The sequence below is a fragment of the Roseomonas sp. BN140053 genome (assembly GCF_047690175.1).
GTDB lineage: Bacteria > Pseudomonadota > Alphaproteobacteria > Acetobacterales > Acetobacteraceae > Roseomonas.
The window spans coordinates 33,111-54,982 of the sequence record NZ_JBLLEB010000008.1 but is presented as its reverse complement, the minus strand read 5'-3'; the positions used below and the strand labels follow the sequence as shown (position 1 = coordinate 54,982).

Genomic DNA, 21,872 nt, shown 5'->3' with positions numbered 1-21,872 from the left:
GCGGGCCGGTCCGGCGCCGCGTCTGAGCCGGCGGTCCTGCTGCCGGGCAGGGAATAGCCAGGGTGCGCCCTGCCCTGCTGGGCAAAGTCGCGCGGAACTGGCAACACCGGCCCCGCCATGGACGACTTCCTGCACATCGCGCGCGAGCGCGGCTACCTCCACCAGGTCACGGACGAGGCCGCGCTGGCCGCCCGGATGAAGTCGGGGCCGATGTCGGGCTATATCGGCTTCGACTGCACGGCGGACAGCCTGCATGTCGGCTCGCTGATGCAGATCATGCTGCTGCGCCTGCTGCAGCGCACGGGCCACCGGCCCGTGGTGCTGATGGGTGGCGGCACCACCCGCATCGGCGACCCCTCCTTCCGCGACGAGGCGCGGCCGCTGCTGGACGACGCCCAGATCGCCCGCAACAAGGCCGGCATCCTGCGCGCCTTCAGCAACCTCGTGCAGTTCGGCGAGGGGCCGACCGACGCGATCGGGCTGGACAACGCGGACTGGCTGGACGGGCTGGCCTATATCCCCTTCCTGCGCGACGTCGGCCGGCACTTCTCGGTCAACCGCATGCTGACCATGGACAGCGTGCGGCTGCGGCTGGACCGCGAGCAGCCGCTGACCTTCCTGGAATTCAACTACATGCTGCTCCAGGCCTTTGACTTCCTGGAGTTGAACCGCGGTCACGGCGTGGCGCTGCAGATGGGCGGCAGCGACCAGTGGGGCAACATCATCATGGGCGTCGACCTGGTGCGCCGGGTCGCGGCGGCGGAAGCCTTCGGCGCCACCACGCCGCTGCTCACCACAGCCTCGGGCACGAAGATGGGCAAGACCGCCGCCGGCGCGGTCTGGCTCAACGCCGACCGGCTGTCGCCCTACGACTACTGGCAGTTCTGGCGGAATACCGAGGATGCCGATGTCGGCCGCTTCCTGAAGCTGTTCACCGAACTGCCGCTGGTGGAGATCGCGCGGCTGGAAGCCCTGCAGGGCGCCGAGATCAACGAGGCCAAGAAGGTCCTGGCCACCGAGGCCACCGCCCTGCTGCACGGCCGCGCCGCGGCCCAGGCCGCCGCCGACACCGCCCGCACCACCTTCGAGGCCGGCTTGGTCGCCGAGGACCTGCCCGCCGTGGCGTCCGCCCTGCCCGCGGCCGTGCTGGACTTGCTGGTGGCGGCCGGCTTCGTGGCCAGCAAGGGCGAGGGCCGCCGCCTGATCCGCGGCGGCGGCGTCCGCCTCAACGACGAGGTGGTGAGCGACGAGGCGCGCCAGGTCGGCCCGGAGGACCTGCGCGACGGCGCCGCCAAGCTCTCGGCCGGACGCAAGAAGCACGCGCTGGTGCGGCCGGCCTAGCGGCCGGCGCGTCGCCGGGACAGCGCGATCCCGGGCAGCAGCGCGGCCGCGCTTCAGTCGCGGGCCGACAGGTCCAGCAGGGCCACCGGCAGCCGTTCCAGCAGCCGCGACACCGGCAGCCGATCGCCCTTCGCCGCGAGGGCCCCCTCCCCCAGCACGTTTCGCAGCGCCGCGCCGGCCAACCCGCCGGGCAGCACCAGCGCGGTGTTGCCCCAGGCCTCGGCCGGCACCAGCGGCACGGCGGCCTCGCCCAGCAGGGCGGCGGAGAGGCGCGTCACCGCCACCAGCACGGCTTCCTCGCCGCGGCGGCGCAGAAAGGCCAGGACGTGACTGGCCCGCTCGCCCACCACCTCCAGCGGCAGGTACTCGCCCTCGGCGAACAGGTCCGGGCGGCGTTCCCGCAGCGCCAGGGCGCGAGCGATGATCGCCTGCTTCACCCGCCCGTCCCGCCAATGGCCCACCAGTTCCGCCGGCGGCAAGGCTGCCTTTTCCGCGGCCTGCCGGGCGGCGAAGTCCACCGGGCGGCGATTGTCCGGGTCCACCAGGGAAAAATCCCAGAACTCCGTGCCCTGGTAGAGGTCGGGGATGCCCGGGGTGGTGCAGCGGAGCAGCGTCTGGCTCAGGCCGTTCAGCGCGCCCGCCGGGGCCAGCCGGTTCGCGAAGCCCGCGATCTCCGCCCGCATCTGGCTGGCGCGGCCGGAGGCCAGGATGGCGCGCAGGAAGTCGCGGCAGGCAGTCTCGTAGCTCTCATTGGGCACCGCCCATTCGGAACGGCGCTTGCCCTCGCGCAGGGCCTTTTCCTGCCAGCCCAGCACGCGCTCGACCAGCGCCTCCACCCCCGCTTCGTCCGAGGGGTCGAGGTCCAGCGGCCAGGCGCCCACCAGGGTCTGGTAGAGCATCAGCTCGTCCGTGGTGTCCGGCGCCGGCGTGTCGTCCACCTCGCGCTTCAGGCTGCTGTTGAGGCGGCACCAGCGGCGCAGCGCCGCCGCCCATTCTTCCGGCAGCTCGGAGATCACCGCGAGGCGGGCGCGGTTGTCCTCGCCGCGCTTGTGGTCGTGCGTGGCGGTGGCCAGCAGCTCGCGCGGGAAGCGCTTGGCGCGCTCGCGGCAATCCGTGTGGAAGGCCGCGGGCGTTTCGGCGAAGTGAGAGGGTTCCGAGCCGACCTCGTTGCGCGAGAGCAGGCGGCCGTAGCGGTAGAAGGCGGTGTCCTCCACCGACTTGGCCGCCACGGGGGCCGAGAGCTGCTGGAAGCGCACCGCCGCGCGCCAGCTTTCCCCCCGCTGCGCGTGCGGCAGGGAACGCGGCAGGTCGCCGCCCAGCCAGGCGCTGAGCAGGTCCAGCAGCGGCCGTTCCGTGGCGCGCACGGTGCGTCGCGCCCCGGCCAGCGCCCATTCCAGCGTGCGCGTGTCCTCCTCCGACCGGCCGGCCAGCGACACGTAGAGCCGGTAGACCGGGAAATGCGCCAGCACCTCCGACAAGGCGCGGCGGATCGCGGTCAGGGTGAAGTCCCGCGTCGCGAGGTCGCGCCCGGCGATGCGGTGCAGGATGGCGGCGGTGCCGTTCAGCTCGCTGGCCAGGTTCTCGCGCAGGATCTGGCGGCGGGCCTCGCGCGCCTCGTCCTCGAACTTCGCGGGGCGCTCGGTCAGCTCGTGCCACAGGGCGGTCAGCGGTGCCTCGCCGGCCGGGTCGTGCAGCAGGCCGGAGACTTCGTCCATGAAGTTGTAGCCGGTGGTGCCGTCCACCATCCAGTCGCCGTGCAGCCGCTCGTGCGGCGCCAGGATCTTCTCCACCACCAGCAGCGGCTCGCCCTTCGGTGCGCCGGCCGGGCGCTGCGCCGTCAGCCCGTCCAGGCGACGGCGCAGCTTGCGGCAATAGCCGCGCGGGTCGGCGAGGCCGTCCACGTGGTCCACCCGCACGCCGTCGATCAGCCCGCGGGCGTAGAGGTCGAGGATCAACTCGTGCGTGTCCTCGAAGACCCGCGGCCGTTCCACCTGCAGGCCGGCGAGCGAGGTGACGTCGAAGAAGCGGCGCCAATTGATCTCGTCCGTGGCGGCGCGCCACCAGGCGAGGCGGTAGTTCTGCGCCTGCAGCAACTCGTGCAGCCGCGCCCGGCCTTCCGGCTGCTGCGGGTCGAAGGCGGCCAGGGTGGCCTCGATGGCGGCCTGGCCTTCGGCCGTGGCGGCGAAGCGGGCCAGGGCATCCAGCGCCACGCCGGCCGCGGCGCGGGCGGCATCCGCCTCGCCGGAGGCGGCGATGCCGGCGAAGACCTGGGCCAGCCCGCGCAGTTCCGGGCGGCCGGCGGCGCGCAGGATGCGGTCATAGGTCCAGGGCGCGATGGGAAAGCGGTGCTCGAAGTAGCGGGCGAAGATCTTGCCGGTCTCGGGCTCGAAATGCAGCGCGAGATCGCCGGATTCCAGCACCGTGCCGTAGGGCGCGCCCAGGAAGGGCGCCAGCATGCGGTCCTGCAGCGCCGGGTCGGGCGGGTTCCAGTCAATGTCGAAGAACTGCGCGAAGGGCGAGCGCGGCCCCCATTCCAGCACGTCCAGCCACCAGCCGTTATCGGCGCCGCCGACGCCCATGTGGTTGGGCACGATGTCCAGGATCAGCCCCATCCCGTGCGCGCGCAGCGCGGCCACGAGGCGTTCCAACGCTTCCTCGCCGCCCAGTTCCGGGTTGATGCGGCCGGGGTCCACGATGTCGTAGCCGTGGGTCGAGCCCGGCCGCGCCTTGAGCAGCGGCGAGGCGTAGAGATGGCTGATGCCGAGCGCGGCGTAGTAGGGCACCAGCGGCACGGCGTCGTCGAGGGTGAAGCCGGCGTGGAACTGCAGCCGGGCCGTGGCGCGGGGCGTCGTCGGCACGACGGACGCCGCCGTTGTAGCGGAACTCACGATCGGGAAACTCCCTGCGGCCCGGCGGTGCGGGCGCGTTGGATGGCGTCGAGGCGGTGGGCGGCGCCGGGTTCGTCCAGCAGCGTTTCCGCCGTGCCAGGCAGGCGGCGCTGCCAGTTGGGGTGGCCTTCGGTGGTGCCGGGCAGGTTGGGCTGTTCCGGCAGGGCCAGCACGTCCTCGACCGGGATCAGCGCCAGGGCACAGGCGGCACCGGCCACGTGCGCCACGGCGGCATCGGCTACGGCCTCCCCGGCTTCGGGTGGCGGCGCCTCGCCCTGGGCGGCGCCGCTGTCGCGCATGGCCTGCCACAGGGCGGCACGGTCGCGCTCGCGCTCCTCGCGCTGCTCGCTGCCGTCCTTGCCTTCGCCCAGCAGGCCCAGCTTTACGCGCCACTCGATGTCGCGGCCGCGCCACCAGCCCGCCACGGTGGGCAGGTCGTGGGTGGTGGTCATCGCCATGGCGCCGGGCGTCCAGCTGGCAGGCGGCGTGAAGCCGCGCTCCTCGTCCTGTTCGAACCACAGCACGCGCATGCCGAGCATGCCGATGCCCTCGATGCGGTCGGTGAAGCCTTCCGGCACGGTGCCGAGATCCTCACCCACCACGACCGCGCGGTTGCGATGCGATTCCAGCGCCACCAGCCGCAGCATGTCGTCCACGGGGAAACGCAGGTAGGCGCCTTCCGCGGCGGAAGCGCCGTCCGGCACCATCCATAGCCGCTGCAGCCCCATGGCGTGGTCGATCCGCACGCCGCCGGCATGGCGCATGGCGGCGCGCAGCATTTCCAGGAAGGCCGCGTAGCCGCCCGCCTTGAGCCCGCGCGGCGAGAAGGCCGCGAGGCCCCAGCTCTGCCCCAGCGGCGAGAAGATGTCCGGCGGCGCGCCTACGGTCAGGCCGCGCAGCATCTCGCGCGGGCGGCTCCAGCCATGGCTGCCGGAACCATCCGTGCCCACGGCCAGGTCGGCGATCAGCCCGATCCGCGCGCCGGCCTGCTTCGCCGCCACCTGCGCCGCATCCAGCCCGCGTGCGGCGAGCCATTGGGCGAAAGCGTGGAACTCCACCTCCCGCGCGTTCTCGCGGGCGAAGCGCTCCACCCCAGGGCCTTGCGGGTCGCGGAACTCGGCCGGCCATTTCCGCCAGTTCCACTGTTCCGGGTCGGCGGCGAAGCGGCTGCCCTGCAGCGCCTCGAAGCGGGCATGGCTTTCCAGCGCCTCGCCGCCCTCGCGCCGGAAGCGCTCGAATTCGGGGCTGCCGGGAAAGCGGTCGAAGAGGGCGCGCAGCACCGCCAGACGCGCCCGGCCGCTGGCCGGCCAGTCCACGAGGTCCAGCGTTTCCAGCCGCGCGAATTCTGCTTGCAGCCCGGTGCTGGCCAGGGCCTCGCGCAGTGCGTCCTCGCCCAGCGCGGCGGGGTCGGCATGCAGCACGTTCAGGAACAGGCGCGAGGAGGGCGCGTAGGGCGAGGAGCGTTCAGGGTCGGCCGAGAACTGCGCGTGCACCGGGCTGATGGCGACCGCATCCGCGCCCTTGCGCGCCGCGGCGCGGGCGAACTGCGCCAGGGCGGCGAAATCGCCCAGGCCTGCATCGCCCGGCCGCCGCAAGCCGTAGAGCTGCACGGCCGTGCCCCAGGGCCGCGCGCCGGGGGCGGCATCGGACACCTCGAAGCCGCGCGCCGGCGCCACGGCCAGGGTGGTTTCCCGGTCGCCGATGACGAGGTGGTGGTAGCCGGCCTCCTCCACGGTGCAGAGGCGGCACAGCTCACCCTCGGGCGTCGCGGTGCCTTCCACGGTCGCCCCGCTTTCCAGCGTCAGCTTGAAGCGCGGCGCCGGATCGGCGAGGCGGCCGAGGCGCACGGGCTGCCCGGCCACCGCGGTGCAGAGCGGCGGCAGGGCGGCTTCGCGCGCCAGCTCCTCCCGCCCTTCCCGCATGGCGGCCTCGGAATCCGTGGGCAGGCCCAGGGCCTGCAACACGGCGCGCATCGCCTCGGGGGCGGTTTCCTTGTCATCCCCGTGGGCGTCGCGCCAACGCAGCTCGATGCCGGCCGCTTCCGCGAGAGCGCGTAGCGCGTCGTCGCTCATGGTCCCGAATCCTCCGGCGCGTCCAGCAGCGCCACGGTGCAATGGGGCGGCAGGGTGCCGCCGGCCAGAGCGGCCCCGGCCCCTTCCGCGGTCTCGAACAACAGCGTCGCACCCGTGGCCGTTGCGGCGGCGGGCTCAGCGCCGAGATTGGCGGCGAGACACAACACCGTGCCATCTCCCATGCGCCAGCGCGCCACCACCGCCTTGGCCCCCACGGGCTCCGCGCCCAGCGCCGCGGCCCCGGGCAGGCGGGGGATGATCTCGGCGTGACGCAGCGCCAGCAGCCGCTTGTGCAGCGCCAGCACCGCGGCGTGCTCGCCCTGCGCGGCCTCCGCCCGGTCGGGGATGGAGGCGGTGAAGGTGGTCTCGGCGTTGGGGTCGGGGATGCGCTCGCGGGTTTCCGGGTTCTGGAAGGCGGCGAAATGGGCGAACTCCTTGCGCCGCCCTTCGCGCACCGCCTCGGCCAGTTCGGCGCCGGGAAAGCCGGTGAAGAACAGGAAGGGCGCGGAGGCCGCCCATTCCTCGCCCATGAACAGCATGGGGATCTGCGGGCAGAGCAGCAGCAGCGCCGCCGCCGCGCGCAGCGCCGCCGGGTCGGCCAGGGCGGGCAGACGTTCGCCCAGGGCGCGGTTGCCGATCTGGTCGTGGTTCTGCAGGAACAGCACGAAGGCGGTGGGCGGCAGGTGGCCGGAGGGCGCGCCGCGCGGGCGGCCGAGATGCGGCATCTCCTGGCCCTGGAACAGGAAGCCCTCGCCCAACACCGTGGCCAGCTTGTCGGCGCCGTCGGCGGCGAAGTCCTCGTAATAGCCTTCGCGCTCGCCGGTCAGCAGCGGGTGCAGCACGTTGTGGCCGTCATCGTTCCACTGCGCGTCGAAGCCCGGCGCGTCCGGCCCGGTGCGGAGGTGCTCGACGCCGTTGCGCTCGTTCTCCAGCACCAGGTGGATGTGGCGACCGGGGGTTTCCGCTTCCACCTCGCGCCGCAGCCGGGCGGCGAGGTGGTCCAGCCAGTCCTGCTCGGCGATGGCGTGCACGGCGTCGAAGCGCAAGCCGTCGAAGCGGTACTCGCGCAGCCACATCAGGGCGTTGCTCTCGAAGAAGTCGCGCACCGGCTGCTTCTTGAAGTCGATGGCCGCGCCCCAGGGCGTGTGCAGGCCCTCGTCGAAGAATTCCTTGGCGTAGGCGTGCAGATAGGCGCCGTCCGGGCCGAAGTGGTTGTACACCACGTCCAGGAACATCATCAGCCCGAGGCCATGCGCCTCGTCGATCAGGGCCTTCAGCTCCTCGGGCGTGCCGTAGGTGCTGTCGGGGGCGAAGGGCAGCACGCCGTCGTAGCCCCAGTTCCGCTCACCGGGGAAATCATTGATCGGCATCAGCTCCACGGCCGTGACGCCGAGGTCGCGCAAGGCGGGCAGCAGGGCGCGCACGCCGTTGAAGCCGCCGCAGGCACCGGCATGCAGTTCGTAGAGCACGGTTTCGTGCCAGGGCCGGCCTCGCCATTCCGCGTTCCGCCAGCGATAGCCGGCGGGGTTCACCACCTGCGAGGGGCCGTGCACGTCCCCCGGCTGGAAGCGCGAGGCGGGGTCGGGCACGGCGAGGTCCGGCGACACGCGGAAGCGGTACAGCGCCCCGGCGCCCACCGGTGCCTCGGCGCTGAACCATCCCTCTCCGTCCACCCGCATCGGCTGCGGGTCGCGCCCTTCCACCTCCAGCCCCACCGTGTCGGCGGAGGGCGCCCAGATGCGGAAGCGGGTGGTCTGCCCGCCGGGCAGGATCGTTGCCCCCCAGGTGCTATCCATCGCGTCCTGCGACATCTCAGTTCTCCACGCGGGTCCCGAGCAGCACGGCACCGTGCGCCCCGACCCTCAGCAGCGTCTCGTTGTTTCGCAGCGGCCGTTCCGGCGCCGAGGGATGGATGGTGTCCAGCAGCAGGCTCCAGCCCAGCCGGGGTTTCGGCAGGGAAAAGTCGCGCGGTTCGGAATCGGCGTTGAGCAGCAGCAGAACGGCGTCCACGCCGCCTCTCCCGTCGGGATCGGCGCGCAGCATCGCCAGCGTGTAGTCGCCCGGGTCGTTCCAGTGTTCGGGCTGCATGGGCGCGCCGTGGCGATCGAACCAGGCAGTGTCCGGCAGGCCCGGCATCGGCTCGGTGCGGCCATGCGGGAAGTGCTTGCGGCGCAGCGGCGCCAGGCGATGGCGCAGGGCGATCAGCCGCGCAACGAAGCCGGTCAGCTCGCGGGCCTCGGGGGTGCTGCCGCGCTCCCAGTCCACCCAGGACAGGGCGTTGTCCTGGCAATAGGCGTTGTTGTTGCCACCCTGGGTGCGGTCCATCTCGTCCCCCGCCAGCAGCATCGGCGTGCCGGCGGACACGAAAACGGTGGCCAGCATCGCCCGCTTCAGCCGGCCGCGGGTCTCGTTGATCACGGGATCGTCGGTTTCGCCCTCGACGCCCCAGTTGCGCGAATGGTTGTCGCCGTGGCCGTCGCGATTGCCCTCGCCGTTCTCCTCGTTGTGCTTGTTCTCGAAGGAAACGAGGTCGTGCAGCGTGAAGCCGTCATGGGAGGCGACGTAGTTCACGGAAGCCCAGGGCTGGCGCCGGTGGTGGTCGAAGATCTCGCTCGACCCGGTGAGGCGCGCGGCGAGGTCCGGCCGCCCCCCGGCATCGCCCCGCCAGTAGGAACGGACGCCGTCGCGGAAGCGGTCGTTCCATTCGGCGAAGCCCGGCGGGTGGTTGCCCAGCTGGTAACCGCCCGGGCCGATATCCCAGGGCTCCGCGATCATCTTGACGCGTGACAGCACGGGGTCCTGGCGCAGCGCGTCGAAGAAGCCGGCACCGGGGTCGAAGCCCTGCGCCTCGCGCCCCAGGATTGGGCACAGGTCGAAGCGGAAGCCGTCCACGTGGAAATGCTCGACCCAGTAGCGCAGGCTGTCCGTGACCATCTGCAGCACCCGTGGATGCGCGAGGTCCACCGTGTTGCCGCAGCCGGTGTCGTTGATGTGGAAACGCTCCTCGCCGGGGAGCAGCTTGTAGTAGGAAGCGTTGTCCAGCCCTCGCCAGGACAGGGTGGGGCCGGTCTCGTCGCCCTCGCAGGTGTGGTTGTACACCACGTCCAGGATCACCTCGATCCCGGCGGCGTGCAGGCGGCGGATCGTGCCCTTGGCCTCGGCCAGCGTGCCGGTGCTGAGATAGGCGGGCTCGGGCGCGAAGAAGCCCAGGGTGGAATAGCCCCAGTAGTTGCGCAGGTCCTTTTCCAGCAGGAAGCGGTCCTGCAGGAAGGCATGCACGGGTAGCAGTTCCACCGCCGTGACGCCCAGGCGCCGGATGTGGTCGATCACCCGCGGGTCGCCCAACCCGGCAAAGGTGCCGCGCGCCGCGTCCGGCAGGTCGCCCCGCAGCATGGTCAGGCCGCGCAGGTGCGCCTCGTAGATCACCGTGTCGGTCCAGGGCACGGCGGGCGGCCGGTCGTCGCCCCATTCGAAGGCATCGTGCACCACCACCGCCTTGGGCATGGCGGCGGCGCTGTCGCGGCGGTCGAAGCTGAGGTCGCCGCGCCCGGCGCCGGGCCGATGGCCGTAGAGCGCGTCCGACCAGGCGACCTGCCCTACCAGTTGCCGGGCATAAGGATCCAGCAGCAGCTTGTTGGGGTTGAAGCGGTGGCCGCGGCGAGGCTCGTAGGGACCATGGGCGCGCAACCCGTAGACCAGCCCCGGCCCCGCTTCCGGCAGGAAGCCGTGCCACACCTCGTCCGTGCATTCCGGCAGCGGCAGGCGCGCGATCTCCTTGCGCCCCGACGCGTTGAACACGCACAGGTCGATGCGCTCCGCATGGGCGGAGAACACCGCGAAATTCACCCCCAGCCCGTCCCAGTGAGCCCCGAGCGGATAAGGCCGCCCGGGGTCGAGACGGTCAGGGAGAAACGCCATGCGGGGCCAGGCTTCCGGGTGACAGGATCAGGGTGGCGAGGGGCGGCAGGGTCAGCAAGACCGAGTTTTCCTGCCCGTGGCTGGGCTGGGCGTCGGCGGTGACGGAACCGGAATTTCCCATGTTGGTTCCGCCGTAGCCACCGGCATCGGTGTTCAACACCTCGTGCCAGGTGCCGCCGGCGGGAACGCCGATCCGGTAGCCCTCCCGCGGCACCGGGGTGAGGTTGCACACCACCAGCACCGGCGGGTCGTCGTCGGTGCCCAGGCGGAGATAGGCGAAGACGCTCTGGTCGCGGTCGTCGCCGATCACCCACTGGAAGCCGGCCGGCTCGGCATCGCGCCGGTGCAGCGCCGGCAAGCCGCGATAAACCCGGTTGAGGTCGCGCAACAGGCTCTGCACCCCACGGTGCCGGGGGTCGTCCAGCAGATGCCAGGAGAGCTGCGTGTCGTGGTTCCATTCCGTGGGCTGCGCCAGCTCGCTGCCCATGAAGAGCAGCTTCTTGCCGGGATGGGTCCACATGAAGCCGAGATAGGCGCGCAGGTTGGCGCGCTGCTGCCAGTCGTCGCCCGGCATCTTGCGCAGCAGCGAGCCTTTGCCGTGCACGACCTCATCGTGCGAGATCGGCAGCACGAACTTCTCCGAGAAGGCATAGACCAGCCCGAAGGTCATCTGATCGTGGTGCCAGCGGCGATTGACCGGCTCCTCCTGCATGTAGTGGAGCGTGTCGTGCATCCACCCCATGTTCCACTTGTAGGTGAAGCCCAGCCCGCCGGCGGAGACCGGCGCGGTGACGCCCGGCCAGGCGGTGGATTCTTCCGCGATCATCACCGCGCCCGGGCAGCGCTCGGCCACCACCTCGTTCATCTCGCGCAGGAAGGCCACGGCTTCGAGGTTCTCGCGGCCGCCATACTGGTTCGGCACCCATTCGCCGGCCTTGCGGGAATAGTCGCGGTACAGCATCGAGGCCACGGCATCCACGCGCAGCCCGTCGACGTGGAAGCGTTCCAGCCAGTGCAGGCCGGAGGCGATCAGGAAGCCGCGCACCTCGTTGCGGCCCATGTTGTAGATCAGCGTGTTCCAGTCCTGGTGGAAGCCTTCGCGCGGATCGGCGTGCTCATACAGCGCTGTGCCATCGAAGCGGCCCATGCCGTGCGGGTCGGTCGGGAAATGCGCCGGCACCCAGTCCAGGAGGATGCCCAGCCCGGCCTCGTGGCAGCGGTTCACGAAGCGCGCGAAGCCCTCCGGCGTGCCGAAGCGCGCAGTGGGGGAGAAGAGTCCGAGCGGCTGGTAGCCCCAGGAGCCGCCGAAGGGATGCTCGGAGATCGGCAGCAGTTCCAGGTGGGTGAAGCCCATCCCGGCGGCATAGGGGATCAGCCGTTCCGCCAGCGCGTCCCAGTCGGGGGTGGCGCCGTTTTCCGGCTTCCACCAGGAACCGGGATGCACCTCGTAGATGGAGAGCGGCGCGTCCGGCGCCTGCGCCGCACCGCGGCGGGCCATCCAGGCCTCGTCGGTCCAGCGGAACGGCGCCGGCTCCGCCACCACGGAGGCGGTGGCCGGAGCCAGTTCCGAGCGCTGCGCCACCGGGTCGGCCTTGAGCGGCAGCACCGCACCGTCGGCGCCGAGGATCTCGTACTTGTAGGAGGTGCCGGGCCCGAGGCGCGGGATGAACAATTCCCAGACGCCGGCCTCGCGGCGCAGCCGCATCGGGTGGCGGCGGCCGTCCCAGGTGTTGAAGTCCCCCACCACGGACACGCGCTGCGCGTTGGGCGCCCAGACCGCGAAGCGCACGCCGGGGATGCCGTCCACCGTCACCGCCTGGGCGCCGAAGACGCTGCCCAACTCGCGATGCCGCCCTTCGGCGAAGAGGTAGAGGTCCAGCTCGCCCAGCAGGAAGCCGAAGGAATACGGGTCTTCGGTTTCCTGCACGCCGCCGTGCCAGTCGATGCGCAGGCGGTAGGGCGCGTCGGAGGCCACGCGGCCTTCGAACAGCCCGCCCTGGCGGTGTTCCAGCCGGCCCAGCACGGCGCCGCCGTCGCGCGCCACCACCTCCACCCCGGCGGCACCGGGCTGGAAGGAGCGCAGCACCTCGCCGTGGCGGCCGAGGAGGCTGAAGGGGTCCCCGTGCCGGCCCTCGATCAGGGCGGCAATCGCGGCTTCGTCGGCCATCATGCGGCTCCCCCCGGCAGCAGCCGTTCGGCGATGGCGGCCAGCCCGCGCAGCGGCAGCGGCAGCCAGGCCGGGCGGTTCGCCGCCTCGTAGCGGATCTCGTAGGCGGCCTTCTCGATCAGGAACAGGTCGAGCAGCGCCTGCTCCGAACCTTCCGGCACCCAGCGCGCCGGCGCCGCATGCTCCACCTCGCGGTAGGCGGCCAGGAAGGCGTCCGACGCTTCGGTGCGGAAGCGCGCCAGCAGCGCCGCGCGGCGCTCGGGCGCGGCGGCTGCACCGGCGCTGCCGGTGGTGTCCTGCGCCGCCGCGGCCGCGGCATAGTCGAAGGAGCGCAGCAGCCCGGCCACGTCGCGCAGCGGCGAGCCCTTGGCGCGACGCTCCTCCAGCGGGCGGGCGGGCTCGCCCTCGAAGTCCACGATCACCGCGTCGCCCTGCGCCACCAGCACCTGGCCGAGGTGGAAGTCACCGTGCACGCGGGTCTTCAGCGCCCCCGTGGCGGATTGCGCCAGGCCGCGCACCACCTCGCGCAGCGCTTCCGCATTGCCCGTCAGCCGCTGCGCCAGCGCCTTGTCCTCCTCGGACAGGTCGGTGGCCTTGCCCAGCAGTTCCAGCGCCGGGTCGAGCTGCGCGATGGCACCCCGCGCCCAGCCCTCGCGGTCCGCTTCCTCGGCCGGTTCGGGCGCGAAGGCCGGGTCGGTGGAGGGCGAAGCCAGCACCGCGTGCAGTTCGCCCAGGCGGCGGCCCAGGGCGGTGGCGAAGCTGAGGTAGCCGGCGAAGACGTCGGCCGGGTCCTCGGCCGCCAGCGCCGCCTCGTCCACCGAGCGGCCCAGCCAGCCCAGCGTCCAGCCCCAGCCGTCGCCCTGGTTGCGCACGAAGCCCTGCAGCAGGATCAGCGTGGTGGGCGTGCCGTCCGGCGCGACCCGCACCACCTCGCCCAGCAGCGGCGCGATGTTGCTGAAGCCGGCTTCGGTCAGGTGCCGCGTCACCTCGGCTTCCGGGTGGATGCCGTGCGACAGCTTGCGCAGGATCTTCAGCACCACCGCTTCCCCGATGATCATCGAGGAGTTGGACTGCTCGGCCGAGAGGCGGCGGATTTCCGGCTGCTCCGCCAGCGCCGTCTCGTTCAGCCGGGCGCTGCCGACGAAGCGGATCTCGCCCTCGTCGGTGGGCACGGTGGCGCCGCTGCGCAGCGCTGCCAGCGTGGCCCGGGCGAAGTCGTCGGAAGCGAAGGCGTCCGTCAGGTAGCCGACGCGCCGCACCTGCCGCCCGCGCGCCAGGGCCAGCTGGTAGGCCAGCGGGCTGGCATTGTCGCTCTCCTCCACCGCGGCCAGCGGCAGGCAGTAGCGCTCGCTGCGGCCGGGCAGCCGCGCCTCGACCTCGGCCAGCACGACGTAGCCGTTGGTGCCGGGAAGTTCGGCCGTGGCGCGCAGGGACACGCCTTCCAGCGTTTCGCCCTTGGCGGCGAACCAGCGGCGCTTGGGCAGGTAGGCGGGGAGGACGTCGCGCTCCAGCTCCGCCTTGTGGGCCGGGCTCAGCATGCTCTTCTCCTCGGCGCGGAACACCAGGGTCCGCAGGTCGGGCAAGGGTTCGGGGGCCTTCTGGTGCCAGGGCGGCAACGCCTGCTCGGTGGCGAGGACGAACCAGTAGAAGCCGTAGGGCTGGATGGTCAGCAGGTAGGTCAGCTGGCCGATGGCGGGAAAGGCAGTGCCGCCCAGCATCTCCACCGGTACGCGGCCGGCAAAGGCGGATAGGTCCAGTTCCACCGCCTGCGCCGTGCGGCTCAGGTTGAAGACGCAGAGGATGGTCTCGCCCTCGTATTCCCGCAGGTAGGCGAGGACCTTGCGGTTGCCGGGATAGAGCAGCCGCATCGTGCCGCGGCCGAAGGCGCGGGACTGCCTGCGGGTGGCCAGCATCCGCCGGGTCCAGTTGAGCAGCGAATGCGCGTCGCGCATCTGCGCTTCCACGTTCACCGCTTGGAAGCCGTAGAGCGGGTCCTGGATGGCCGGCAGCACCAGCCCCGCCGGGTCGGCCTTGGAGAAGCCGCCGTTGCGGTCGATGCTCCACTGCATCGGCGTGCGCACCCCGTCCCGGTCGCCCAGGAAGATGTTGTCGCCCATGCCGATCTCGTCGCCGTAATAGATCACGGGCGTGCCGGGCATGCTGAGCAGCAACCCGTTCATCAGCTCAATCCGACGGCGGTCACGCTCCAGCAGCGGCGCCAGGCGGCGGCGGATGCCGAGGTTGATGCGCGCCCGCTTGTCGGCGGCATAGGTGGTCCAGAGGTAGTCCCGCTCCTTGTCAGTGACCATCTCCAGCGTCAGCTCGTCGTGGTTGCGCAGGAAGATGGCCCACTGGCAGCCCTCGGGAATGTCCGGTGTCTGGCGCAGGATGTCGGAGATCGGGAAGCGGTCTTCCTGCGCGATGGCCATGTACATGCGCGGCATCAGCGGGAAATGGAACGCCATGTGGCATTCGTCGCCGTTGCCGAAATACTGCTGCGTGTCCTCCGGCCACATGTTGGCCTCGGCCAGCAGCATTCGGTCGGGATATTCCTCGTCCAGCTTGCGCCGGATGGTCTTCAGGATGTCGTGCGTTTCGGGCAGGTTCTCGTTGGTGGTGCCGTCGCGCTCGATCAGGTAGGGCACCGCGTCCAGGCGCAGGCCATCCACGCCGGCGTCCAGCCAGAAGCGCATGACGTTCAGCACCTCGACCATGATGCGGGGGTTGTCGAAGTTCAGGTCGGGCTGGTGGCTGAAGAAGCGGTGCCAGAAATACGCCTTGGCCTGGTCGTCCCAGGTCCAGTTGGACTTCTCGGTGTCCAGGAAGATGATGCGCGTGCCGCTGTAGAGCTGGTCGTTGTCCGACCACACGTAGTAGTCGCGCATCGGGTCGCCCGGCTGCGCGGCCCGGGCGGCCTGGAACCAGGGGTGCTGGTCGGAGGTGTGGTTGATCACCAGCTCGGTGATCACCCGCAAGCCGCGGCGATGTGCCTCGGCGATGAAGCGCTTGGCATCGTCCAGCGTGCCGTAGTCGGGGTGGACATCCCGGTATTCCGAGATGTCGTAGCCGTCGTCGCGGCGCGGGCTGGGATAGAAGGGCAGCAGCCACAGCGTGTCCACGCCCAGTTCCGCCAGGTAGTCCAGCTTCTCCAGCAGCCCGGCGAAGTCGCCCACGCCGTCATTGTTGCCGTCGAAGAAGCTCTTCACGTGCAACTGGTAGATCACCGCGTCGCGATACCAGTGCGGATCCTCCGCGGAGGATACGGTGACGGCGGTGGTCGAGGCGGAGGTCAGGGACATGGTTCTCTCGAAACTTCCGTTCGGCTCAGGCGCCTGCTGGGCGAACGCGCCAGATGGCGAAGGGCAGGTCGTGGGGGTCCAGGCGGAGGCGCTGGTTCTTGCCGGTCCAGGTGAAGCGGTGGCCGCGCATCAGGTCCTCCGCTTCCAACGACCCGCCATCGGGCAGGTTCCATTCCCACAGCGGCAGCTCGAAGCCGGCTTCCTGCACGGTGTTGGGGTCCAGGCTGACCGCGACCAGGATCACGTTGGAGCGGTCCGGCGTGGCCTTGGCGAAGTACAAGATGTTGTCGTTGAAGCAGCTGTAGAACTTTACCCCGAGATGCCCGTGCAGTGCCGGGTTGGCCTTGCGGATGGCGTTCAGCCGGGAAATCTCGGGCACGATGTTGCCGGGGCGGTCGTAGTCCCAGGCGCGGATCTCGTATTTCTCGCTGTCGACGTAGTCTTCCTTGCCCGGCACCGGCGTGGCCTCGCACAGCTCGAAGCCGTTGTAGACACCCCAGAGGCCGCTCAGCGTGGCGGCGAGGGCCGCGCGGATCAGGTGGCCGGGACGGCCGGAGGTTTGCAGGAAAACCGGGTTGATGTCGGGCGTGTTGACGAAGAAATGCGGGCGGAAGAAGTCGCGCGGCGCCGTGGTGGTCAGCTCCGTCATGTACTCCACGAACTCCGCCTTGGTGTTGCGCCAGGTGAAGTAGGTGTAGCTCTGCGAGAAGCCGACCTTGGCCAGGCGGTACATCACCTTTGGCCGGGTGAAGGCCTCGCTGAGGAAGATGCTGTCGGGATACTTCGCCTTGATCTCGGCGATCATCCATTCCCAGAAGGGCAGCGGCTTGGTGTGCGGGTTGTCCACCCGGAAGGTGCGGATGCCCTGGTCGGCCCAGAACATCACCGCATCGCGCAGCGCCACCCACAGGGACGGCTTGGCGCCTTCCGCGTAGAAGTCGACGTTGACGATGTCCTCGTACTTCTTGGGCGGGTTCTCGGCGTAGCGGATCGTGCCGTCCGGGCGCCAGTCGAACCATTCCGGATGCTCGCGCAGCCAGGGATGGTCGGGCGAGCACTGGATGGCGAAATCGATTGCCAGTTCCAGCCCGTGCTGGAAGGCCGCGTCGCGCAGGCGCTGGAAGTCGGCCAGGGTGCCGAGCTCGGGGTGCAGCGCGTCGTGGCCGCCTTCCTCGGAGCCGATGGCGTAGGGGCTGCCAGGATCCTCCGGGCCGGGGGTCAGGCTGTTGTTGCGGCCCTTGCGGTTCTTCTTGCCGATCGGGTGGATGGGCGGGAAGTACAGCACGTCGAAGCCCATCGCCTGGATGCGCGGCAACTGCCGGATGACGTCGTCGAAGGTGCCGTGGCGCTTGGGGTCGCCACTCTGGGAGCGCGGGAAGATCTCGTACCAGGAGGCGAAGCGCGCTGCCGTGCGCTCGGCCTCGATCGTGGCGATCGGCGACTGGCGCACGCGGTGCGGGCGGTCGTCGGCGGCGGCCATCAGCGCGGCGGTGTCGGGCGAGAGCAGCGCTGTCAGCCGCTCCGCCTCGCCGGCGGATTCCAGCTGCGCGGCGAGGCCGGTCAGCGCCTTGCCGGCCGGGCGTGCGGCCGCGGCGGCCACGAGGCGGCGGCCTTCTTCCAGCTCCAGCGTCACCGGCACGCCGGCCGCGTGCTTCTTGCTCAGCTCGTCGCGATAGCTGGCGAAGGCGTCCACCCAGGCTTCCACCGCGAACTGGAAGCGGCCCAGCCGGTCCAGCGCGAAGCTGGCGGCCCAGCGGTCATTGCCCAGCGGCGCCATGCGCACCTCGCGCCAGGCCCGCTCGTCGGCGGCGCGCCACAGCAGCGCCACCGCCAGCTTGCCGTGGCCGTCGGTGAAGACGTCCGCTTCCACCGTGACGGATTCGCCCACCACGCGCTTGGCCGGGAAGCGGCCGCCATCCACCGTGGGCGTCACCGCCTCGATGGCGACGCGCGGGCTTTCCACCGCCTGGGCCGGGGTGGGGCGCACGGAGCGCGGGCGCAGGATCGGCGCGCCGCGCTCGGCGGTGAAGAGGCGGACGGCGCCGGGTTCCAGCACGGTCGGCGTGCCCGGCACCAGCGGCGCCCCCTCCCCCAGCGGCAGGAAGCGGCCGAGCATGCCGCCGGTGCCGGGCAGGATCGCCTCGGGCTGCACGGCGACGGGGGTTCGCAGGTCGGGATTGGCCAGGATCAGCGTGGCGCCGCGGGCGCTGCGCAGGTCGCTGCCGCGGGCGCGCAGCACGGCCACCGCGGGGGCGTCCGGGCCGGACAGGGCGCGTTCCTCGCCGCTGGCGAAGGGGGCCATGCGGGCGGACAGGGCATTCGCCTCGGTTATCGCGGCGGACAGGTCGTAGGGCGCGTTCTGCCGGATCCACTGCCAGTCGCCCGGCCGGTCCTGCGACGGGTCCAGCGGGCGGGTGGCGCCGAACTCGAAGCCCATCGGGACCAGAAGGGCGTCGCCGAAGGCGGCGGCGAAGCGCAGCAGGCGTGCGGCGGCGCGGGCGCGCTGCGCCGGGTCTTCGAGCCCCATGCCGGTGCGCGGGCCGAAGGGTGCTTCGGGGAAGGCGAGCAGGGGCGCGACGCCGGCCAGGGCCTGCCGCTCCTCCAGCAGCCAGCCGGCGCGGAAATCCCACCAGGCCAGGGAGGAACAGGCGAGGTCGAAGCCGATGCCAGCCAGCGCCAGCGCCTCCTCGCGCGGCAGGCCGGGGGTCCAGGCCAGGAACAGGCAGCCGGGCCTGGCGGCGCGGGCGGCGGCCATCAGGCGGCGCCAGGCGGCGGGCGGCGTTTGCGACGGAGCGGTGCAGCGGAAGCCCGCCACGCCGGCCTCCAGCCAGCGGCGCAGCCGGTCTTCCCACCAGCCGAGCAGGTCGTCGCGGTCCAGCGCGGCCAGCACGGTGCCGATCTCGGCAGGGGTGCGGCGCGGGTCGGGCGTGCCCGCCAGGATGGCTGGCACCGGGAACCAGTCGGGATGCGCCTGGGCCAGGGCGCCGTCCTCGGCCACGCGGTCGGGCGCGAGGTCCAGGAGGAGGTCCAGCCCCTGCGTGCGGCAGGCGGCGGCGATGCGGGCCACAGCGTCCGTGCCGTCGCCCGGTGCGTCGAGCGCGGGGTGCGGACGGTCGGGGTCGGCCAGCAGCGTCACCTGGCCGCTGCGGCCGGGCGCGAAGGGCAGCGGCGTGGCCACGGCGCGGAAGCCCAGCCCGGCGATGCGCGCCAGCTCGGCATCCCAGTCGCGCAGCGGGCCCAGCAGCAGCGGGCTCAGGTAGTAGAGGGAGGTCGGCGCAGGTCGTTGCGCGTCGGACATGGGTTCCGAAGCCTCTGGCTCGCGGCCGACCGCGGAGCGATCGACGGGTGTTTCGGGAACAAAGGTCATCGCAGCCCGGCCGGGCAGAACCAAGCGCGGCGGGCCACAACAGCGCGTGATGCTTCCGCACCCGGCCGGTGGCCCCGGGCCGGGCTGCCGGAGGGAGCGCTACTCCTCCGTGCGCTCGATGGTGCGGCGGCCGCGGATCGGTGAGATGTCCACCGGCCCGCCCAGCGCCTGCGCCAGTTCCGAGCGGTCGCCGGCCTGGATCTCGCCGGGCGCCACGGGTTCGTCCGCCGTGCCGGCGGCGGGGTCGTCGCCCCGCTCCTCCGCCATGCGGCCGTGGGCGCGGCGGTGATAGCGGGTTTCCTCGGTGCCGGGGCTGGTGGGCACCTGATTCCGCGGGTCGTCCTTGCTCATCTGGTCGCTCATGGTCGATCTCCGGCAGCGGTATCGGGGGAGCAACGCCTCCCCCGCGGGGCGGTTGCCGCCGCCGGGCCCGGCCACGGATCAGTCTCCGGCGGGGCCGTGGGTCACCCGCCGGAGTAGCCGGAGATCAGCCGCCGGGCGGCCGAAGATCAGCCGCCGGGCAGCCGGAGATCAGCTGCCGGGGTAGCGGATCGCCAACACCTCGATCTCCTCGCCGCCGCCGGGGGTGCGCAGGCGCACGAGGTCACCCACGCGCTTGCCCAGCAGCGCGCGGGCCACGGGCGACACCCAGGACACGTCGCCGCGGCTGGCATCCGCCTCGTCGATGCCGGTGATGGTGACGCTGCGCTCGGCGTCGTCCTCGCCGGCAAAGGTCACGGTGGCGCCGAAGAAGACCTGGTCGCGCCGACGCTGCGCCGCGGGGTCCACCACGGCGGCGCGGTCCAGCCGCTTGCGCAGGAAGCGGACGCGTCGGTCGATCTCGTGCAGGCGGCGCTTGCCGTACTGGTAGTCGGCATTTTCCGACCGGTCGCCGAGGCTGGCGGCCCAGGACACCAGCTCCACCACCTTGGGGCGGTCCTCGTCCCAGAGCTGGCGCAACTCCTCGCGCAGGGCGGCGTGGCCGGCGGGGGTCATGTAGAAGGGCGCGCCCGCCGGCAGGCCGGGGGGTGCATCGTCCTCGTCATCGTCGGTCAACGACACGGTTCGGGGGTTTCCGGCTGTGCGGCGGCCGGGCGGGTCCGGTTCGCCTTACTTCCTTACCATCTTACTTCCTTACCGGGGCACCCCCGGGAGGGCGGCTCGGAAGCCCAACTTTGGCGAAAGAAGTATTGCACAACAATGGTTTGCTGGTCAAGCTGGACATGGCGGCGGTGTCGCGGCGTGGCAGAATCGCGGGTTCCTGTCACAAAGCGCCGAATGTGGCACGCAACGGCGCAATCCCGCCCTTTCCTTCCCCGAACGGATCGCCGGGCGCACGGCGGCGGCGGCCCGTGGCACCCGATGTTCCGGGGACGCGGGGCGCTGGCGGCGGGACCGCGCGGGGTTCAGCGCCCGGCCAGGGCCGACCCGCGGTCGCCGATCAGGCGGCTGGCGGCCCAGCTCACCAGCCACACCACGATGGCGCCCAGGATCGCCGCGCCGAAGCCATGCACGCGCATCCCCGGCGACAGCGCGGCGGTGAGGCCGAACATGGCGGCGTTGATCACCAGGGTGAACAGCCCGAGGGTGAGGATGGTGAGCGGCAGCGACAACAGCGACAGCACCGGGCGGATCACCGCGTTGACCAGCCCGAAGATGATGGCCGCGAAGAGCGTGCCGATCACCCCCGGCAGCTCGATGCCGCTGACGAGGTGGGCGGCGACCCAGAAGGCGATGGCGGTGATGACGGTGCGGGCGAGAAAGCCCATGGGCGCGGTTCCCTGGATGGCGCCGGCACAACGTCGCCCTGCCGGTGCGGTTGCCGCGCCGCGGCCGGGGGGCGCTGTCGTGGTCACGGTCACGGTCGTGCCCGGCGGGCGTGGGCGGCGGGTATGCCCGGGCACAGGCGGACGGATGGGCTGGGGCCGGGCGTGACGGCGCCTCGGGGGAAGATGGCCGCGGGGGCTGCTGCGCGCGGGGCGACGCTGGCGGGGTGCGGCGCGCTGGCGCTGTGGGCGACGCTGGCGCCCTTGTCGCGGCTGGCGGCCGGGCTGCCGACGCTGCAGCTGACGGCGATGGCCTTCGCGGTGGGCGGGCTGCTGCCGCTGATCGTGCTGGCGCTCCGGGGGCGGCTGGGGGTGCTGCGGCAGCCGCCGGTCGCCTGGCTGCACGGGGTGGGCGGGCTGTTCGGCTACCACGCGCTGTATTTCGCGGCCCTGGCCCTGGCGCCGCCGGTGGAAGCCAACCTGCTGAACTACATGTGGCCGCTGCTGATCGTGCTGCTCTCGGCGCCGGTGCTGGGGTTGCCGTTGGGGCCGCGGCGGCTGGGCGGGGTGGCGCTGGGCTTCGCCGGCTGCGCCACGGTGCTGGGCGGCAATGCCGGTTTTCCGCCCGGGGCGGCGCTGGGCTTCGCCTGTGCGGCGGCGGCGGCGCTGTGGTGGGCGCTGTATTCCGTGACCTCGCGCCGGATGGCGGCGGTGCCGACCGAGGCCGTGGCGGGCTTCTGCCTGGGCACCGCGGCCCTGGCCGGCATCGCGCATGCGGTGTTCGAGCAGGGCGTCTGGCCGGACGGGCAGCAATGGCTGGCGGTGGGGCTGATGGGGGTGGGGCCCGTGGGCGCTGCCTTTTTCCTCTGGGATGCCGGCATGAAGCGGGGCGACCCGCGGCTGCTGGGGACGCTGGCCTATGCGGTGCCGCCGGCCTCGACGCTGCTGCTGCTGGCGCTGGGTGAAGGGACGCTGAGCTGGCGGCTGCTGGCGGCGGCGGCGCTGGTGGTGGGCGGAGGGTGGCTGGCGGCGCGGGCGGGGTAGTGGGCCATGC

Annotated in this window: 12 protein-coding genes; 2 read left to right on the top strand and 10 right to left on the bottom strand. The window is 72.0% G+C overall.

The annotated features are described in order from the left end of the window. Positions 1–117: 117 nt before the first annotated feature. Positions 118–1,341, top strand: coding sequence for a tyrosine--tRNA ligase (tyrS, locus tag ACLIBK_RS10060; RefSeq protein WP_415387118.1), 1,224 nt, complete (start codon positions 118–120; stop codon positions 1,339–1,341). A gap of 53 nt (positions 1,342–1,394) precedes the next feature. On the opposite strand, the gene treY is transcribed toward tyrS, so the two are convergent. The 10 genes from treY to ACLIBK_RS10010 form a co-directional block, all read right to left on the bottom strand. Next, entirely contained in the window at positions 1,395–4,229 is a 2,835-nt protein-coding gene (gene treY / locus ACLIBK_RS10055) for a malto-oligosyltrehalose synthase (RefSeq protein ID WP_415387117.1), read from the bottom strand. Further along, positions 4,226–6,301: a 4-alpha-glucanotransferase gene (gene malQ / locus ACLIBK_RS10050; RefSeq protein ID WP_415387116.1), complete on the bottom strand. Its 2,076-nt coding sequence runs from the start codon at positions 6,299–6,301 to the stop codon at positions 4,226–4,228. Before malQ ends, treY begins: the two co-directional genes overlap by 4 nt. After that, positions 6,298–8,112, bottom strand: coding sequence for a malto-oligosyltrehalose trehalohydrolase (treZ, locus tag ACLIBK_RS10045; RefSeq protein ID WP_415387115.1), 1,815 nt, complete (start codon positions 8,110–8,112; stop codon positions 6,298–6,300). Before treZ ends, malQ begins: the two co-directional genes overlap by 4 nt. 1 nt (position 8,113) lies before the next feature. After that, positions 8,114–10,219, bottom strand: coding sequence for a glycogen debranching protein GlgX (gene glgX, locus ACLIBK_RS10040; RefSeq protein ID WP_415387114.1), 2,106 nt, complete (start codon positions 10,217–10,219; stop codon positions 8,114–8,116). Further along, the gene (glgB, locus tag ACLIBK_RS10035; RefSeq protein ID WP_415387241.1) at positions 10,203–12,386 is read right to left on the bottom strand and encodes a 1,4-alpha-glucan branching protein GlgB; all 2,184 of its coding nucleotides are present in this window, start codon (positions 12,384–12,386) and stop codon (positions 10,203–10,205) included. The genes glgX and glgB overlap by 17 nt, the downstream gene beginning before the upstream one ends. Beyond that, positions 12,386–15,685: a maltose alpha-D-glucosyltransferase gene (gene treS / locus ACLIBK_RS10030; RefSeq protein ID WP_415387113.1), complete on the bottom strand. Its 3,300-nt coding sequence runs from the start codon at positions 15,683–15,685 to the stop codon at positions 12,386–12,388. Before treS ends, glgB begins: the two co-directional genes overlap by 1 nt. A gap of 25 nt (positions 15,686–15,710) precedes the next feature. Further along, positions 15,711–18,983 carry an alpha-1,4-glucan--maltose-1-phosphate maltosyltransferase gene (locus tag ACLIBK_RS10025; protein ID WP_415387112.1) on the bottom strand — a complete coding sequence of 1,091 codons (3,273 nt, stop codon included), beginning with the start codon at positions 18,981–18,983 and terminating at the stop codon, positions 15,711–15,713. Between the two features lie 168 nt (positions 18,984–19,151). Next, positions 19,152–19,415 carry a hypothetical protein gene (locus tag ACLIBK_RS10020; RefSeq protein WP_415387111.1) on the bottom strand — a complete coding sequence of 88 codons (264 nt, stop codon included), beginning with the start codon at positions 19,413–19,415 and terminating at the stop codon, positions 19,152–19,154. Positions 19,416–19,583: 168 nt separating this feature from the next. Next, positions 19,584–20,048 (bottom strand): transcription elongation factor GreB, encoded by a 465-nt coding sequence (gene greB, locus ACLIBK_RS10015; protein ID WP_415387240.1) that lies wholly within the window; start codon positions 20,046–20,048, stop codon positions 19,584–19,586. 410 nt (positions 20,049–20,458) lie between these two features. Continuing rightward, on the bottom strand, positions 20,459–20,821 hold the full coding sequence (locus ACLIBK_RS10010; RefSeq protein WP_415387110.1) for a phage holin family protein: 363 nt from the start codon (positions 20,819–20,821) through the stop codon (positions 20,459–20,461). Between the two features lie 183 nt (positions 20,822–21,004). On the opposite strand from ACLIBK_RS10010, the gene ACLIBK_RS10005 reads away from it, so the two are divergent. Beyond that, the gene (locus tag ACLIBK_RS10005; protein WP_415387109.1) at positions 21,005–21,862 is read left to right on the top strand and encodes a DMT family transporter; all 858 of its coding nucleotides are present in this window, start codon (positions 21,005–21,007) and stop codon (positions 21,860–21,862) included. Positions 21,863–21,872: the final 10 nt, after the last annotated feature.

Coding starts and splice junctions, on each gene's coding strand:
- glgX (WP_415387114.1), bottom strand. CDS start 10,219: ATGGCGTTTCTCCCTGACCGTCTCGACCCCGGGCGGCCTTATCCGCTC.
- glgB (WP_415387241.1), bottom strand. CDS start 12,386: ATGGCCGACGAAGCCGCGATTGCCGCCCTGATCGAGGGCCGGCACGGG.
- ACLIBK_RS10025 (WP_415387112.1), bottom strand. CDS start 18,983: ATGTCCGACGCGCAACGACCTGCGCCGACCTCCCTCTACTACCTGAGC.
- ACLIBK_RS10005 (WP_415387109.1), top strand. CDS start 21,005: ATGGCCGCGGGGGCTGCTGCGCGCGGGGCGACGCTGGCGGGGTGCGGC.
- malQ (WP_415387116.1), bottom strand. CDS start 6,301: ATGAGCGACGACGCGCTACGCGCTCTCGCGGAAGCGGCCGGCATCGAG.
- tyrS (WP_415387118.1), top strand. CDS start 118: ATGGACGACTTCCTGCACATCGCGCGCGAGCGCGGCTACCTCCACCAG.
- treS (WP_415387113.1), bottom strand. CDS start 15,685: ATGTCCCTGACCTCCGCCTCGACCACCGCCGTCACCGTATCCTCCGCG.
- greB (WP_415387240.1), bottom strand. CDS start 20,048: ATGACCCCCGCCGGCCACGCCGCCCTGCGCGAGGAGTTGCGCCAGCTC.
- ACLIBK_RS10010 (WP_415387110.1), bottom strand. CDS start 20,821: ATGGGCTTTCTCGCCCGCACCGTCATCACCGCCATCGCCTTCTGGGTC.
- ACLIBK_RS10020 (WP_415387111.1), bottom strand. CDS start 19,415: ATGAGCGACCAGATGAGCAAGGACGACCCGCGGAATCAGGTGCCCACC.
- treZ (WP_415387115.1), bottom strand. CDS start 8,112: ATGTCGCAGGACGCGATGGATAGCACCTGGGGGGCAACGATCCTGCCC.